The organism is Ensifer sp. Root31, assembly GCF_001424825.1.
Lineage (GTDB): Bacteria > Pseudomonadota > Alphaproteobacteria > Rhizobiales > Rhizobiaceae > Ensifer > Ensifer canadensis.
Genome location: NZ_LMCO01000006.1, coordinates 138875 through 152451 on the forward strand (window position 1 = coordinate 138875; position 13577 = coordinate 152451).

Genomic DNA, 13577 nt, shown 5'->3' on the forward strand with positions numbered 1-13577 from the left:
CAGGCCGGGCTTCGGCAGCTTCTTCGAAGGCTACATCTTGCAATCTTCGGCTATCCCTCCGCGGTTCGACCAGGCAAGAAGGCCGCCGCCCAAACAACGATTCGCAAACCTGGGACCAGGACCTCCAAGGCTCAGTCTCGTCCCTGCGCCAGACGGCAGTTATGCCTCCTTTCTTGCCGAGCTCCGAGCGCTCCGCAACAAACGATCACCGTAATACAGACTGTCCCACCGCCCCTTAAGCCACCTCAAGGTAACAATGCCGGCGCTGCCCTCATAGCCAAAAGCGGGTGGTCTTAGGGGTCGCTCGCATGCCGTCGTGCGCATAGAGACGACCGGGGGCTTCCGGGTGACGAAGGAAGTGGAGTTCCTTGCCGGCCGCGGCGTAGGAATGGGGCGAGAATTGTTCGAGGTACTCGGGGACCGGGTTGGCGGCCTTGACGCCGAACCAGTTCAGAGCGTCCTGCGGGGAATAAGCCTCCGCGACGAGGAGGGCACCGCTCGGCTGAAGGGCCACGGTCAGCGTGATACCCCTCACCTTCCTGAGCTCGAAATTGCGGTTGGGCAGATCCAGCGTCCATTCCGGCGCAAAGCCGATGCCAAGACTGGCCGTCCTGATTGTCAACAAATCAGTTATAAATAGTACTCAACATTGTCGACAATTACGTTGACAAATGCTGTCTGTGTGCGATGGTCCCGGTTAGCAGGCACGAGCTAGGGAGGAGCAGTGTTGATGCAAGGTCCTTGGAAGACCGTCGCGACAGCGTATCCGCTGGGCTTTTTGCGAGTGGCGCACACCCAACACGCTCCGCTGAGCCGATCGGCGTGCATCTTCTCACTCTATCCCCATTCCGCATCGAACGTTCCTCAACCACGTCGATGGTGTTTGCGCTGGCTATCGACTGGCAGCTTATCGACAACAAGATTTGGCGTTTCAAGCGACGCAAGGTGGCGAGTTTGGCAACGATACGGATTTCAACGCTGACAACTTGATTACCTTGCTGGCTAAGGAGCTCGACCGCCAAAGCGTCTGGCGATCGAAACGGGGGCGCTCAGTTCAAGCACGCGTTGCTCATGTTCCCGCTGTAGCGGCAGCCGGTGGCCTCGGGCGATGACCGTCAGGATTGAGCAGATCGTGTCCGCGCCGACAACAAGCCGCGCCACTGGCTGACCCGGCGATCCGACGTATCGGCTGCGAGCCGTCCGTGCCTTTTACGAAAAAGATTCCCGTCAAGGGGATAGGTGACCTCAACCAGGGAGAACTGCAGAATGCTCAAGAAACTGACCCTCGCGGCCGTCATGTCGGCTGCGCTTTCCGCGGCTGGTCACGCGGAAACGCTCAAATGGGGCGCCTCGCGCGACATCTATTCGCTCGACCCTTATTCTTATGGCGACAGCTACACGCTGTCTTTTCTCAATCACGTCTATGAGGGGCTTGTCCGCTTTGACGCCGAACTGAAGATCGAGCCGGCGCTGGCGATATCCTGGGAGACCGTATCGGATACGGTCTGGCGGTTCCATCTGCGCGAGGGCGTGAAGTTCCATGATGGCGCCGACTTCACCGCGGACGACGTGATTGCCTCTCTTACTCGGGTCAGCGATCCGGTGTCCCCGCTCCGCGGCAACCTTCCGGCCTACAAGTCGGCGAAGAAGGTCGACGACCACACTGTCGATATCGAACTGGTCGGACCCTCCCCGCTGCTGCTGAACGACCTGACGAATATCCACATTTTCGACGCTACCTGGCTCACCGACAACAACTCGCTGAAGCCAACGGATGTCGGCAAAAGGATCGAAGGCTACGCCACCTACCACGCCAACGGCACTGGTCCGTTTGAGCTCGAGAGCCGCGCGCCCGACAGCAAAACCGTTCTCGTCAAGAACGCCGAGTGGTGGGACGCGTCGCAGTCCAACATCGATCGCATCGAGTTCACACCGATCATCTCGGCAGCGACGCGAGTAGCCGCGCTGTTGTCGGGCGAGATCAACTTCACCGAGAATGCGCCTGCACAGGATATCCCGCGCCTTGTCGCGCAGCCGGACCTGAAGGTCATGGAGCGCACCGACCTGCGCACCATCATGGTCGGTTTCAACCGCAAACCGAACCTGGCCAACGGCGTCGACAACAAGTTCAACGACCTGCGTGTCCGCCAGGCTGTCGCCCATGCGCTGGACAAGGACCTCATTCAGAAGCGGGTCATGCGCGGCAAGTCGAGGATCGCGGGGACGATCATTGCGCCTGAGATTCCCGGGTATGCCGAAGCACTGGACATGGTGGTGCCGTTCGATCCCGAATTGTCAAAAAAGCTGCTCGCCGAAGCCGGCGCCAGCGATCTCCCCTTCACCCTCGTCTGCACGAACGAGGCCTATATCAACGAGGAGGAGCTTTGCCAGAGTATCGTCAACATGCTGAGCCGCGCCGGTTTCAAGCCGCAGCTCGACATAGGCCCGACGGCTGCACAGGCGCCCAAGCGCACGGGGGGTCTATCTGATGTCTACCTCATCGGCTGGGCGAACGAGCCGATGCTCGACAGCTACTCGATCCTGCTCCAGATGATCGAGACGAGGAGCGACAAGGCGGGCGTTTTCAACTGGGGTGGCTGGAGCTATCCAGATATTGATAGGCTGATCATCCAGGCATCGACCGAAATGGATCGAACGAAGCGGCTCGAATTGCAGACCAAGGCACTCCAGATGGTCAAGGACGAAATGATCATGTTGCCGTTGCACCAGCAGCCAATGGCCTGGGCGATGAGCAATGAGATCGACCGGGTCGCTCAGCTGGCGGACAACAAGCCGCGCCACTGGCTGGCTCATTTCGCCGAGTAACCGCCGTGAGGAGCTGGAACGACAGGCGTTCCAGCTCCTGCCCAACTTGCGTTTTCAGCGCGTCCCAATCGCGATCGTGGCGTCGCCAGCCTATTTCGAGCGGCATCCGCTTCCACAAACCCCGTATGGATCGTACGGCGGCTTCTGCCTTGAGCCCACTTCAGAATGTAAAACGTTAGGCAGATGTACGCGACAGGATTAAATGGCAAGATGAACGGCATTTTCACCAAGCTCTGTGCTCCCGATCACACCGCCGAGATACTGCCCATTTCCGAGGGCCTTCACGTCTTTACGGACGGCTCGTATGAACCGACCTCTGCCAAAGGCGGATGGGCATTCGTCGTCTATCGCAATGGCGCGGAAATAGCATCCGAGTTTGGCGGCGCCCGACCTTCCGCCGACAACACAATGGAGTTGACCGCGCTCTTCAAGGCAGCGCTGTGGGTCAACGGCAATGCCTCAGGCGAACGCGCAATCGTCTGGTCCGATTCCGTTTACGCGGTAAATGGCTGCAACAGCTGGCGCCAGATCTGGAAGAACAACGGCTGGAAAAAGATTGTCCCGAATGCGAAGGCCAGAAGCCGGACAATAGCCAATGCCGAGCTTTGGATGGCGATCGATCTTCAGCTGTCTCGCAATCCCCAACTGGCTATCGCGTGGTGCAAGGGCCATTCCGGGCTCGTTGGCAACGAGCGTGCGGATACCCTTGCGGGACTTGCGCGCCAATCTGCCCGGTGCAGCGACCGTTGAAACCGTCAGTGTCTTTCGCCAATTCGGCGATGCCAATGACGGCATTGCCAGGACGGCCAGAGCGTTTCCGCGAAACGCTCTAACGCCATGTTTTACCCATTTCCGGACGGAAAACCGCTTCGCGCTTTTCCTGGAAATCCTCTAATGGCAGGCTTCCGGTGTGTGGGTCATCACAGCAGCCACGGCAGCAGTTGATCTCGTCGAGGACAGATGCACGAGCGTAATCCCCAGCTCGAGAAGAAGCTCGGCAGATTTGAGATCCTGCGTTCCGAGGTTGTCGGCATATCCGCGGATCGTGCATGCAACACACTTCGAGTTGGCGGCAAAACGGGCGTCGCCCAGGTCTTCGGCCTCTTCGGCGACAGCATCGAGCGCACCGGCGACCGTTTCGAGCATGCAGCACCGTTCGCGCATGCTCATGTCTTCAAGCGTTTTTGGGATCCCGACCATGTTATCTCCTTCGCGCCCGGCAGGATGAGCCGCGGCGCTGGTATCACGTTCGAATTCTGGTGTTGCACCTCATATGGAAATCGCAGCGGCTATAAGCAAATCATGCCGGCCATGCGGCTGCTGCATGGCACGCGCAGCAATTCAAAGTGCTACAGCGACCTTTGCGCGTCTAATAAGACGCGCGGCGCTGTGGGGCTGCAGCGGTGTGTGCCACCGCGCGTCAGGTTCCGCCAGGTTTCATCATCACGTGCGTGTGGTATGACGTCTCACGGCCCCAACGTTTTGGGGTCAATCATCAGATTGGGATGCGGTAGCCGGCGAAGCAGAGACATGTTTGAATTGAGTGCTCATTTTACGCTACGCGTGTTGGATCAGGCCGAAGACATCGGCAGCAGACCAGCCACGTCATCTTTGACCCTGGTTGAGTTTGAGTGAGCAACACCCTCTTGAAGTCCTGGTTGTTCGGCGTGGCGTTGTGGCTCGCTGCGGTCTCGGCATTTGCGCTCTATTCCGTCGAAGCGTCGCGGCAGCGGCTGACCGATGAACTGGCGGTGACGGGCCGGACCCTGCACCGCTTGATATCCCAGCGTGCCGCGCAGCACGACGCCCACATGACCAGCTTGATCGCATTGACCAGCGACACGGACCCCACACGATTGGACGCCACCCGGCAGGTGATGGAAAGTGTTGCGCGTTTCTATCCGCGCATCGCCTGGCTCGCGCTTGTTTCGCTCGATGACAAGGTCGGACTGCAAGGCGCCGCAACGGCACAAAGTGGCGGTGCACCTAAACTGTTGCTCGAAGTCCCCTCCGGCGGGGGCGAAGATCTTTCCCCGTTGCGCGACGCAATCACGCGACAACAGCGCGGCAAGGGAGGGGCCTATGTCGGCAGTAATGGCCGGTATCTGCTGGCCAAGCGGGCACAGGCGCCTTCGGACACCGCGCTGGTGATTTCCATCGACGCGCGCCATCTGCTGGAGCAGGAGGAACAACCGCGATGGGCGCACGTCAGGCTTACGCTCAACGAGCAGCTGTTGCTCGACCTGCCGGCCGAGGATGCCGTCAGTGGCAACACATCTTTCGTCGCGCCCGCCCATTTCGAATCGACGATCGACAGTGAGAGCCAAAGGATCTCGCTGTCACTCGACCGGCCGATGCCGACTGAGGCGCTCCTGCCTTTGAGACCGTTGATCGGCTTTGCGGCAATGGCCGGACTGGCGTCGTTCGCGCTAGTGTTCGCATTGCGCCAGCGCGCCGCCGTCCAGAAATCCCAGAAGTCGACGCGAGAGGCCGAAGCCCGAGCGCTCTTGCAGGAGCGACAGGCGCTGCTTGCTCATGCTTCGCGTGTCAACGCCATGGGCGAACTGGCGTCAGGCATAGCGCATGAACTGACGCAGCCCTTGACGGCAATGCTCAGCCGCAGCCAGGCGGCGCTCAGATTGGCCGGCACGGACAAGCCCGATATCGGGCTGATCTCAGACGCGCTTGAAGTCAATGTCCGCGAGGCGAAGCGTGCGGGAGAGATGCTGCGGCGGATGCGCGACTACGCCTCCAACCGCACGCCCGAGCCCGTCACCAGCGCGATCAATGGTATCGTTGCCGAAATCGCGGCGCTTACCGGCTCCGATCTTCAGCGACGCGGCATCCAGTTTAGCCTCGACCTGACGAAGGATCCGCTTGCAGCCGACGTCGACCCGATTGAGCTGGAGCAGGTATTACACAATCTGATCCGCAACGCGGCCGACGCGCTGGAGGGCGCAGGGACCAAAGACGCGCAGGTCGAAATCGAGACACGAGCCATTGGCGACGAGGTAAAGATCATCGTGCGTGATAATGGACCGGGGATCGCCGCAAATGCTTTTCCGAAGCTGTTTCAACCGTTTTTTACGACCAAGCCCGATGGCATGGGCCTGGGGCTCTCGCTGTGTTCGACCCTGATCGAGCGCGTCGACGGCCGAATAGAAGCGGAAAATGCTGCAGGTGGCGGGGCGTGGTTTACGATTACGCTGCCACGTGCGCAGGAACAGGAGCCGCAGTGAGCAAATACCGGGTCTATCTGATCGACGACGATGAGGCGGTACGGACAGCGATCGCCTTTCTGCTCAGCACCTATGGCATCAATGTCGAAACATTTGGCGATCCCCAGACTTTCCTGACGCATATCGATGAGGAGAAGCCGGGATGCCTTATCGTCGATCTGCGCATGCCCTTGGTTTCGGGGCTGCAACTGCACGCGAAACTGGCCGCGCGCGGCATTGATTGGCCGACGATCATGATCACCGGCCATGGCGACGTCGCAGCCTGTCGACGGGCGTTCAAGGCCGGTATCCAGGATTTCCTGACCAAACCGGTGGACGGCGAGGTGTTGGTGGAGGCGCTGCAGCAGGCATTCGCCAGCTTCGATGCACGGCTCGAAAAGCGCGAGGCACGACTGCAGCTCGCACGGCTGACCGAACGCGAGCGCGAGGTTCTCGATATGGTCGCCTTGGGTTGGGCAAGCAAGGAGATTGCGGCAGCGCTCAACATATCGGCACGAACCATCGATGCGCACCGGGCGAAGATAGCCGAGAAGCTTGGCACCAGTTCGGTGGCCGAGTTCGTGCGGCTAACGCTCGCGGATAAGGGACCGGCATAGGTTGTCCTACCTATGCCAGGTGGTGCCATCGCGGATTCAGCAGGCGGGGCCGATTGGATAGTTCTGGTTTCGGAAAAGCGAAACGCTTCCTCCGGAAAAAGGACAGGAACCACGCCATGATCAAGACCCTTCTCGCAACGGCTTCCGCGCTCGTCATCGTCAGCGGCACCGCCCAGGCCGAACTGCTGACCGAAAAGAATATCCCGTCGAACCTCGCCGTCGAGATCGCCACGAATGCGGTCCAGGCCTGCGCCGCCGATAAGTACAACGTGACGGCAGCAGTGGTCGATCGCGCCGGCGTGCTGCGCGCGCTCGTGCGCGCCGACAACGCCGGACCGCATACGGTTGAGGCGGCTCGCGCCAAGGCGTTCACGTCCGCATCCTCGCGCACACCGACCTCGAAAATGGCAGAGAACGTCGCCAAGAACCCGGCCGCAGCCGAGCTGGTCAACATCGAAGGCTTTCTCGTGCTCGCCGGTGGTGTACCGATCAAGGCCGGTGACGTCACGATTGGCGCAATCGGCGTGGGTGGCGCTCCTGGTGGCAATCTCGATGAGGCCTGCGCAGCGGCCGCGATCGAAAAGGCTGCCGGCCAGCTGAAGTAATTCAGAAGCATGTCGCGCAAAAAAGCCCAGCAGTTTTGCGCGACATGGAAAGACAAGGCGCAGAGCGCAGCGACTGAATTTTTGACATCGCGACGCGCTTAGGCGACCGCAGGTGGGACCGGCCCTTCCGGTGCGATCGGCGGCCTTTGCTCACACTCCTATGCATGGTCTCGGCCAGGCTGGCATCGCTCGAACAGCGAAGCCGGCCTGGCCTGCCACTGTCTAGGCGCGGGTAGCGGTCGCCATCCAATGCAGGGATCATCCCCCTTGGGTCCCGGCCGATAAATGCGGTCGCCATCAATCGGCCAACAGGTGCCACGCTCCGGAAAAGCACACCCGACCAGACAAGCCTCGTCCTTCCGGTTTCACTAAGAAATTCGGCAAGCAAAGGCAGCGAGAAGAACGGCGGAACGCTTCCGCGATCACCGCTCCAGGCGACGGGCGCCAGCGGCCGTTAGCACAGAGACAGTCTTTGCGGCAGCAGCCTTGTCTCATAGAAACGGCAGAGCAAGCGTGCGCTGGTTTATCGATGCCCGGGCAACAGAACGGTGTTGCAACTCAGCAACATATCTCACATCAATATTTGCAATTCGAAATTGCGACTTGCGGAGAGAATACTCTCATGCGACGTTGCATTGTCAGCAACCCACACTATAGGAGGCGTGAGATGACATATACTCTCTTTAATATGCGCACTTCTGGTGGATTCGTTGCTGTGCTCGGGATGCATCTCGCATCCTGCGTCGACCCATCGGGTTCACGAAGCGCCTAAACGCTGACCTTCGACGGCTCGGCATTTCCCAACTGACCTAACGCTACCGGCCCACCGCGAGACCATTCGCGTCCAAGCCCAAATCAACTTTTAGAGGACCCGATCGCGTCGCAGCATCGGGATGAACACATGCGTGAAACATCATTTCCGGTTGTCGGCACCCTGCCGGCAGCCCTCGACGAACTGTGCCGTACATTTGGCATCTGGAGAACAACAGCCGGCCTCGTCAGGGCAGCCTGGCGGCATCACCGACTGGTCAACCAGACAACCGGCCTCTCCAACCGGATGCGCCGCGATATCGGGCTTCCCGAAGTCGACGAACCGCCCGACGACCCCTGGATCGCTGCGTGGGGATCACCTCGGTGGGCCCCCTCGGTTCTGATCAACTGAGGTGGAAGGCAACCGCCAAGCCCGACGGGCAAGACGGTTGTCGCCATAGCGCAACACGGGCACGATGCAAGTCGTGCCCGTGACCTGCCGCGCGGACGCGACGTAAACATCATAGCCGAGCCATCAGGCTCACGCTGGAACCGGCCCATCGACGGGTGGCGCCATCAGCCCCACGTCAGTGGATCGAGACGCAGGTAGAAATCGAGACGCGCACGATCGGGTGCTACAATTCCCAATGTATCAAACAGGATGGCAAAAGCCCGCTGCTCCTGATCCGGACTCGTCCAGCTTTCACGGGCGTTGGCTGTCATCAGCGCCAGATCGGCGTAGCGGTCCGCCGTTCCGAGACGACCGAGATCGATCATGCCGCTGCAGCGAAGGGTTCGAGGGTCAATCATGAAGTTCGGCATGCACGGATCACCGTGACAGACGACCCTGTCACCCGTTTCCTGCTCGAGGCGAACCGCAAGTTCGCGCTCCACGCGCGCCAAAAGGTCGTGGGCGGGTGTCTCCTGATCATCGACCGCAAGAAAATCGGCGTTCACGGCATCCCGGGCCACCACGTCCGCGGCGCGCGCGAACATGGGCGCCAGACCGCGGTCGAATGGGCATTGGCCGACATCGAGCGCGTGGAGAGAGCCGAGTTGCCAGGCCATGGACGGCCAGGCCTCGAGTAGGTCGGCAGCCGAAAGATCCACTGCCGGGATGCCTTCGATTGCAGAAATGATCAGGCAGGCACCTTCGTCGGCAATGTGCCAATCAGTCACTTCAGGCGTCAGGATGCCTTTGCCCTGCAGCCACAGGAGCCGATCGCGCTCTCCGGAAAGCTCGGCCGACCGGGCCGCCGTCGCGACCTTGGCATAGGCTCGTCCGTCGCTGCGCTGATAGACGAAATCTCCGGACTCTCCCGTGACGACCGGCACCCATTCGAAGGGCGAACGCCCGAAGAATTCATGTGACAAACTCAATGCGAAGACTCCCGCGACCTCAAAAGTGCTTGTGTTAGCTGGGTACCGCCAGCAAAGATTGCAACATCGTAGATCCGACAAATTAGACGCCGTCTGCTGCCTCATGCCCGGCCGCGCCGATCACCGATGGTGGCTTTCCACAGAACGCTGGCCGATGCTCGATCAAACTGACGCCGGCAACGCCGCGCACTTCCAGCACAGGACAGAGGGTAAAATGAACCAGACGCTCGCACTCATCGCTATTGTTGTTCGAGACTATGACGAAGCGATCGATTTCTATGTGAACAAGCTGAAGTTCGCCTTGGTCGAGGACAGCTATCAACCGGAACAGGACAAGCGCTGGGTCGTCGTCAAACCGGTCGGCGACGGCAGCACCTCCTTGCTACTCGCCCGCGCTTCCAGTCCCCACCAGGAAAACTATATCGGCGACCAGGCGGGTGGCCGCGTCTTTCTCTTCCTGCGGACCGATGACTTTGTGCGCGACTACGCCGATCTGGTGGCACGCGGCGTCGAATTCGTCAGGGAACCCAAGGATGCACCCTACGGGACCGTCGCGGTCTTCAAGGATCTCTACGGCAACCTTTGGGATCTTGTGCAGTTTACGGATGGCAGGCCCTGAGGCCCTCGAGCACGAAGGGTTCCAACGCCACGGACTTCCGCAAGGATTGCCACTGTACCTAACGTCGACGACGTCAGAACCGGGCTTGACTACCCATAGCTCGGCGGTTATTGATCCAATCCATAGCCAACGAGTTATTGAATTGTGACGCCACAGCCGCACGAGATCCTGTTCAAAACCCTTGCCGATCCGACGCGACGGGCGCTCTTTGAGCGGCTGTGCCGCGACGGCGACCAGACGGTCGGGGCACTTACGGCGCACGCCGGGATATCGCAGCCGGCCGTTTCCAAACATCTCGGGATCCTGAAGCGCGCCGGCCTGGTGCAAGATCGGCACGAAGGCCGCCTGACCCACTATAGCGCGCAGCACGGCGCGCTTGACCCGTTGATCGGCTGGGCAAACCAGATGGCCGGGTTCTGGCACAACCGCTTCGACGACCTCGAAGACTTGCTCAAAAGGATGGACCAATGACCGAAACATCAACCGAAACGCTCACCGTCATCGTCGAACGGGAGGTACCCTATCCGGCGGAGAAGATCTGGCGCGCGCTCACCCAGCCTCACCTGATCGAGGAGTGGCTGATGAAGAACAATTTCAAGCCAGACCGTGGGCACCGCTTCAATCTGACTGCCGACTGGGGCGCCGTCGACTGTCAGGTGCAGGCGGTCGAACCCAACAAATCGCTATCCTATAGCTGGGACACCAAGGATCTGAAGAGCCTCGTGACCTGGACGCTCACCCCGACGGGCGCCGGTACCCGGCTGCGCATGGAGCAGTCCGGTTTCCGGCCAGATCAGCAGCCGTACTATCAGGGTGCAACGGCCGGATGGCCGAGATTCCTTTCGGCGCTCGAGGCGGTCCTGGGCCGGATGGACTGAAGACCAACCCTATTCTTTGAGTTCGCGCCACGCGGATCGCCCGATCCGTTGCGGCTGGTATTGTGAGGAGGTGCCAATGAACTGGAACAACTGGATTCGTCAAATTCACCGCTGGACGTCGCTTGTCTTCGCAGTGGTGGTCGCCGCCATCTTCATCGCCTTGGGCGTAGGCAAGCAGCCCGCCGAATGGGTCTATTTCCTACCCCTGTTCCCACTCGCCATTCTCGTGCCCACCGGTCTCTACATGTTCGTGCTGCCTTACCTTAGCGGGCGACGCACCGCCGGATAGGAGAAAGCGCGATGGCCAGCAAGACATCCAAGAAGCCGGCGGCGGCAAAGGCAGACAAACCACGCGCCGCGGCACCGGCTCAGGCCGGCGACGTGCCCCTGCTGTCCGGTGGCAACCCGCAGATCGCCAAGGGCTATGGCGACGCCCCCGTCCAGGCCTATATCACCGCGATGCCGGGCTGGAAGAGCGATGTCGGCCGGCGCCTCGACGCGCTGATCGAACGCACAGTCCCCGGCGTCTACAAGGCCGTCAAATGGAACTCTCCGCTCTATGGCATTGAGGGTGAGGGCTGGTTCCTCGGCATCCATGTCTTCACGAAGTACGTCAAGGTGGCGTTCTTCCGCGGCTCGTCTCTCAATCCGATGCCGCCCGGCCAGTCGAAGCACAAGGAGGTTCGCTACCTCGACATTCGCGAAGACGACCAACTCGATGAAGAGCAGTTCACCGACTGGGTAGGGCAAGCCAGCCAACTGCCCGGCGAACGCATGTGACGGCCATGAGGCTGCGTGGCCCGACTCCGCCGATCTTCGGCAGTTCACCGCGCGCGTTAAAGGTTCATTAAGCATAGCTTGAATCGGGCCGCCCGATGCACTTGGGGACGCGCACAGCTTCACCTAAGTACACGCTCCTCACCCGATGCTGGGTGATTGAATGGAGTGACATGATGTCAATGGAAAATGAGGCAGCCGCCCAGGCGCTGGCGCTCGACCGTTCGGTCAGCGATGCCGAAATCAGTATCGCCATCTCCCACGCACAGAACGCGATCGAGGCCGCGGGCGAGACCCAGTCTCCGGGGCTTCGCCGCGCGATGCAGGTCAAGGATGCACTCGAAGGCGCTCTGCGTATCCGCGGTCGGACCACCGGCCGGCCGGTGAACGGATGAATTCCGTAGGTCCCATCCACGGCGGTCCGTTCAAGATCACCGCGCGCGCCCGATAGATTCCGCACCGTCAAACAGGATTCACGATGCAGCTGATGTCCATGCCGGTTGTCGCCGGCATATCCCTGGGCGTTGCGATCATCACGATCTTCTCCCGAAAGCACCGTGGCAAGGCCGCCGGCGAAAGGGCGCTTGTCTCCCTCGGAAGCTTTCTCGCGACCCTTCTTGTGCTGTTCATTCTCAATTTCGCGATCTTCTGCGTCCAGCAATCCTAGTGCACGTCCGGTCGACCCTGTTGAGCGATGCCGCCGTAGCATGTCGCGCAAAAAGTGTGCGGCGACACCGGCGCCGCAAACAGCCTCGATAGCGCCCCGTCAACGTCGCGCGCCAAGACCACTTGCCCCGTTGACACGGATGGTCTGTAGCTCCGCGCTTTACGGTCTCCTTATTCCCACCTCCCCTCTTCCCAAGCGATTTTCTATACACGCTCGCGCTAAGTGTTGCCGCGCCCCGACGCGTGATCAGCCAGTGCGCCAATGAAATGACAACCGAGGCGGCGCTCGAACGCCGCTGCCATGCTTGCGCGGCTTTCGGGTGGCTTGAGACGCCGGCCCCCTTTCCTTTGCGGCGTCACGGCCAGCAGCGATGCCTCAAGGAGCAAACGACAGATCCTATGACGAGTATCAGACGATGAAGATGAGAAACGCATTCAGGCTTGCGCCAAAACAGAGCCGGAGATTGCCCACCGAGTATTTCATTCTGGCGAATGTGCGTTTCGAAGGGCAGGTCGTCGGATACCTCGCCGGACGGCCAATCCGCGAAATAGCGACCGACGGCGGCGGGCTTCGATACCAGTTCGTCGGCGTCGCCGCGCGCAACGCTGCCGGAGGTCCGGACGTACAGTCGCTGCGCAAGGGCGAATGGATCGTTCAACCGGGGCTGGTCTATGCCAGTATCGGCGACGACGTCGTCGCTTCTGCAGACCGCGCCGCCTGACACCGGTCGAAGTGTCGGGGAAGCTATCGAATAGGACCGCAATGTCTATGTAATCTTGGCAGATTAGCTCCGGGGTAGACAATTCGAACCCGGGATCGAACATGCCCTTTTGCAAAGCGCGCGGCACCTTCGCCGCCATCGCTATCACCGCAGCCCTCATTCTGACCGGCTGCGCCTCCACCGTGATGAAGAACTATATCGGCCAGCCGGTGGAATCGGTCGTCATCGACTACGGACCGCCGACCGCCGTTCTTGACCTCGGATGGGATCAGCGCGCCTACCAATGGCGCAAGATCTCCACCAACGTCGTTTCCGGCTCGACGAGCGGTGAGATTCGCGACACGCGGCGCGGCCAGCGCTATGAAGAGACCGTAACGCCGGGCTATGTCGAGGAGCAGGAGTGCTTCTATACATTCTACGCCCGACAGCAGGGCGGCCGCTGGTATGTGACGAACTTCCGTCAACCGAAGCTCGAATGCGAGTGAGCGCTTCAACTCGCCCCCGATTTGAGAAATGATG

At 60.5% G+C, this 13577-nt stretch carries 18 protein-coding genes and 1 pseudogene; 16 read left to right on the plus strand and 3 right to left on the minus strand.

Translation table 11 applies throughout. The features are described 5' to 3' along the window. Window positions 1-523: 523 nt before the first annotated feature. Window positions 524-625, minus strand: a pseudogene (locus tag ASD00_RS41535) (LysR family transcriptional regulator); the annotation flags it as partial. A gap of 116 nt (window positions 626-741) precedes the next feature. On the opposite strand from ASD00_RS41535, the gene ASD00_RS39815 reads away from it, so the two are divergent. The 3 genes from ASD00_RS39815 (at window position 742) to ASD00_RS07540 (ending at window position 3576) form a co-directional block, all read left to right on the plus strand. After that, a complete protein-coding gene (locus tag ASD00_RS39815; RefSeq protein ID WP_146160911.1) occupies window positions 742-990 on the plus strand; it encodes a hypothetical protein in 249 nt (82 codons plus the stop codon). A gap of 276 nt (window positions 991-1266) precedes the next feature. Further along, window positions 1267-2826: an ABC transporter substrate-binding protein gene (locus ASD00_RS07535; protein ID WP_057205815.1), complete on the plus strand. Its 1560-nt coding sequence runs from the start codon at window positions 1267-1269 to the stop codon at window positions 2824-2826. 210 nt (window positions 2827-3036) lie between these two features. Further along, the gene (locus tag ASD00_RS07540; protein ID WP_057205818.1) at window positions 3037-3576 is read left to right on the plus strand and encodes a ribonuclease H; all 540 of its coding nucleotides are present in this window, start codon (window positions 3037-3039) and stop codon (window positions 3574-3576) included. A 141-nt stretch (window positions 3577-3717) separates the two neighbouring features. Here the strand turns inward: ASD00_RS07540 and ASD00_RS07545 are convergent, their stop codons facing one another. After that, the gene (locus ASD00_RS07545; protein ID WP_057205820.1) at window positions 3718-4026 is read right to left on the minus strand and encodes a hypothetical protein; all 309 of its coding nucleotides are present in this window, start codon (window positions 4024-4026) and stop codon (window positions 3718-3720) included. Between the two features lie 431 nt (window positions 4027-4457). Between ASD00_RS07545 and ASD00_RS07550 the strand changes: the two genes are divergently transcribed. The 4 genes from ASD00_RS07550 (at window position 4458) to ASD00_RS07565 (ending at window position 8428) form a co-directional block, all read left to right on the plus strand. Continuing rightward, complete coding sequence (locus ASD00_RS07550) at window positions 4458-6065, plus strand: ATP-binding protein (RefSeq protein WP_156585491.1); 1608 nt, start codon at window positions 4458-4460, stop codon at window positions 6063-6065. Next, window positions 6062-6661: a response regulator gene (locus tag ASD00_RS07555; protein WP_025429612.1), complete on the plus strand. Its 600-nt coding sequence runs from the start codon at window positions 6062-6064 to the stop codon at window positions 6659-6661. The genes ASD00_RS07550 and ASD00_RS07555 overlap by 4 nt, the downstream gene beginning before the upstream one ends. 116 nt (window positions 6662-6777) lie before the next feature. Then, complete coding sequence (locus ASD00_RS07560) at window positions 6778-7266, plus strand: heme-binding protein (RefSeq protein WP_057205824.1); 489 nt, start codon at window positions 6778-6780, stop codon at window positions 7264-7266. A 901-nt stretch (window positions 7267-8167) separates the two neighbouring features. Further along, window positions 8168-8428, plus strand: a complete 261-nt coding sequence (locus ASD00_RS07565; protein WP_025429614.1) for a hypothetical protein — start codon at window positions 8168-8170, stop codon at window positions 8426-8428. A 164-nt stretch (window positions 8429-8592) separates the two neighbouring features. Here ASD00_RS07565 and ASD00_RS07570 read toward each other — a convergent pair whose 3' ends face one another. Next, the gene (locus ASD00_RS07570; RefSeq protein ID WP_025429615.1) at window positions 8593-9396 is read right to left on the minus strand and encodes an APH(3'') family aminoglycoside O-phosphotransferase; all 804 of its coding nucleotides are present in this window, start codon (window positions 9394-9396) and stop codon (window positions 8593-8595) included. Window positions 9397-9610: 214 nt separating this feature from the next. On the opposite strand from ASD00_RS07570, the gene ASD00_RS07575 reads away from it, so the two are divergent. The 9 genes from ASD00_RS07575 (at window position 9611) to ASD00_RS07615 (ending at window position 13543) form a co-directional block, all read left to right on the plus strand. Beyond that, window positions 9611-10015: a VOC family protein gene (locus ASD00_RS07575; protein ID WP_025429616.1), complete on the plus strand. Its 405-nt coding sequence runs from the start codon at window positions 9611-9613 to the stop codon at window positions 10013-10015. Window positions 10016-10159: 144 nt separating this feature from the next. Beyond that, complete coding sequence (locus tag ASD00_RS07580; RefSeq protein WP_025429617.1) at window positions 10160-10486, plus strand: metalloregulator ArsR/SmtB family transcription factor; 327 nt, start codon at window positions 10160-10162, stop codon at window positions 10484-10486. Continuing rightward, a complete protein-coding gene (locus tag ASD00_RS07585; RefSeq protein WP_025429618.1) occupies window positions 10483-10893 on the plus strand; it encodes an SRPBCC domain-containing protein in 411 nt (136 codons plus the stop codon). The genes ASD00_RS07580 and ASD00_RS07585 overlap by 4 nt, the downstream gene beginning before the upstream one ends. A gap of 76 nt (window positions 10894-10969) precedes the next feature. Continuing rightward, window positions 10970-11182: a hypothetical protein gene (locus ASD00_RS07590; RefSeq protein WP_025429619.1), complete on the plus strand. Its 213-nt coding sequence runs from the start codon at window positions 10970-10972 to the stop codon at window positions 11180-11182. An 11-nt stretch (window positions 11183-11193) separates the two neighbouring features. Next, the gene (locus ASD00_RS07595) at window positions 11194-11673 is read left to right on the plus strand and encodes a DUF1801 domain-containing protein (RefSeq protein WP_025429620.1); all 480 of its coding nucleotides are present in this window, start codon (window positions 11194-11196) and stop codon (window positions 11671-11673) included. 173 nt (window positions 11674-11846) lie between these two features. Further along, window positions 11847-12065: a hypothetical protein gene (locus tag ASD00_RS07600; protein ID WP_128090555.1), complete on the plus strand. Its 219-nt coding sequence runs from the start codon at window positions 11847-11849 to the stop codon at window positions 12063-12065. 83 nt (window positions 12066-12148) lie between these two features. Beyond that, window positions 12149-12337 (plus strand): hypothetical protein, encoded by a 189-nt coding sequence (locus ASD00_RS07605; RefSeq protein WP_025429622.1) that lies wholly within the window; start codon window positions 12149-12151, stop codon window positions 12335-12337. Between the two features lie 415 nt (window positions 12338-12752). After that, window positions 12753-13058 (plus strand): hypothetical protein, encoded by a 306-nt coding sequence (locus ASD00_RS07610; protein ID WP_025429623.1) that lies wholly within the window; start codon window positions 12753-12755, stop codon window positions 13056-13058. 101 nt (window positions 13059-13159) lie between these two features. Beyond that, window positions 13160-13543, plus strand: a complete 384-nt coding sequence (locus ASD00_RS07615) for a hypothetical protein (protein ID WP_025429624.1) — start codon at window positions 13160-13162, stop codon at window positions 13541-13543. Window positions 13544-13577 lie beyond the last annotated feature (34 nt).

Bases quoted from the DNA above. Each gene is read 5' to 3' on its own strand.
- ASD00_RS07610 (WP_025429623.1), top strand. From the start codon at position 12,753: ATGAAGATGAGAAACGCATTCAGGCTTGCGCCAAAACAGAGCCGGAGA.
- ASD00_RS07600 (WP_128090555.1), top strand. From the start codon at position 11,847: ATGTCAATGGAAAATGAGGCAGCCGCCCAGGCGCTGGCGCTCGACCGT.
- ASD00_RS07565 (WP_025429614.1), top strand. From the start codon at position 8,168: ATGCGTGAAACATCATTTCCGGTTGTCGGCACCCTGCCGGCAGCCCTC.
- ASD00_RS07615 (WP_025429624.1), top strand. From the start codon at position 13,160: ATGCCCTTTTGCAAAGCGCGCGGCACCTTCGCCGCCATCGCTATCACC.
- ASD00_RS07605 (WP_025429622.1), top strand. From the start codon at position 12,149: ATGCAGCTGATGTCCATGCCGGTTGTCGCCGGCATATCCCTGGGCGTT.
- ASD00_RS07595 (WP_025429620.1), top strand. From the start codon at position 11,194: ATGGCCAGCAAGACATCCAAGAAGCCGGCGGCGGCAAAGGCAGACAAA.
- ASD00_RS07585 (WP_025429618.1), top strand. From the start codon at position 10,483: ATGACCGAAACATCAACCGAAACGCTCACCGTCATCGTCGAACGGGAG.
- ASD00_RS07575 (WP_025429616.1), top strand. From the start codon at position 9,611: ATGAACCAGACGCTCGCACTCATCGCTATTGTTGTTCGAGACTATGAC.
- ASD00_RS07545 (WP_057205820.1), bottom strand. From the start codon at position 4,026: ATGGTCGGGATCCCAAAAACGCTTGAAGACATGAGCATGCGCGAACGG.
- ASD00_RS07540 (WP_057205818.1), top strand. From the start codon at position 3,037: ATGAACGGCATTTTCACCAAGCTCTGTGCTCCCGATCACACCGCCGAG.
- ASD00_RS07560 (WP_057205824.1), top strand. From the start codon at position 6,778: ATGATCAAGACCCTTCTCGCAACGGCTTCCGCGCTCGTCATCGTCAGC.
- ASD00_RS07590 (WP_025429619.1), top strand. From the start codon at position 10,970: ATGAACTGGAACAACTGGATTCGTCAAATTCACCGCTGGACGTCGCTT.
- ASD00_RS07535 (WP_057205815.1), top strand. From the start codon at position 1,267: ATGCTCAAGAAACTGACCCTCGCGGCCGTCATGTCGGCTGCGCTTTCC.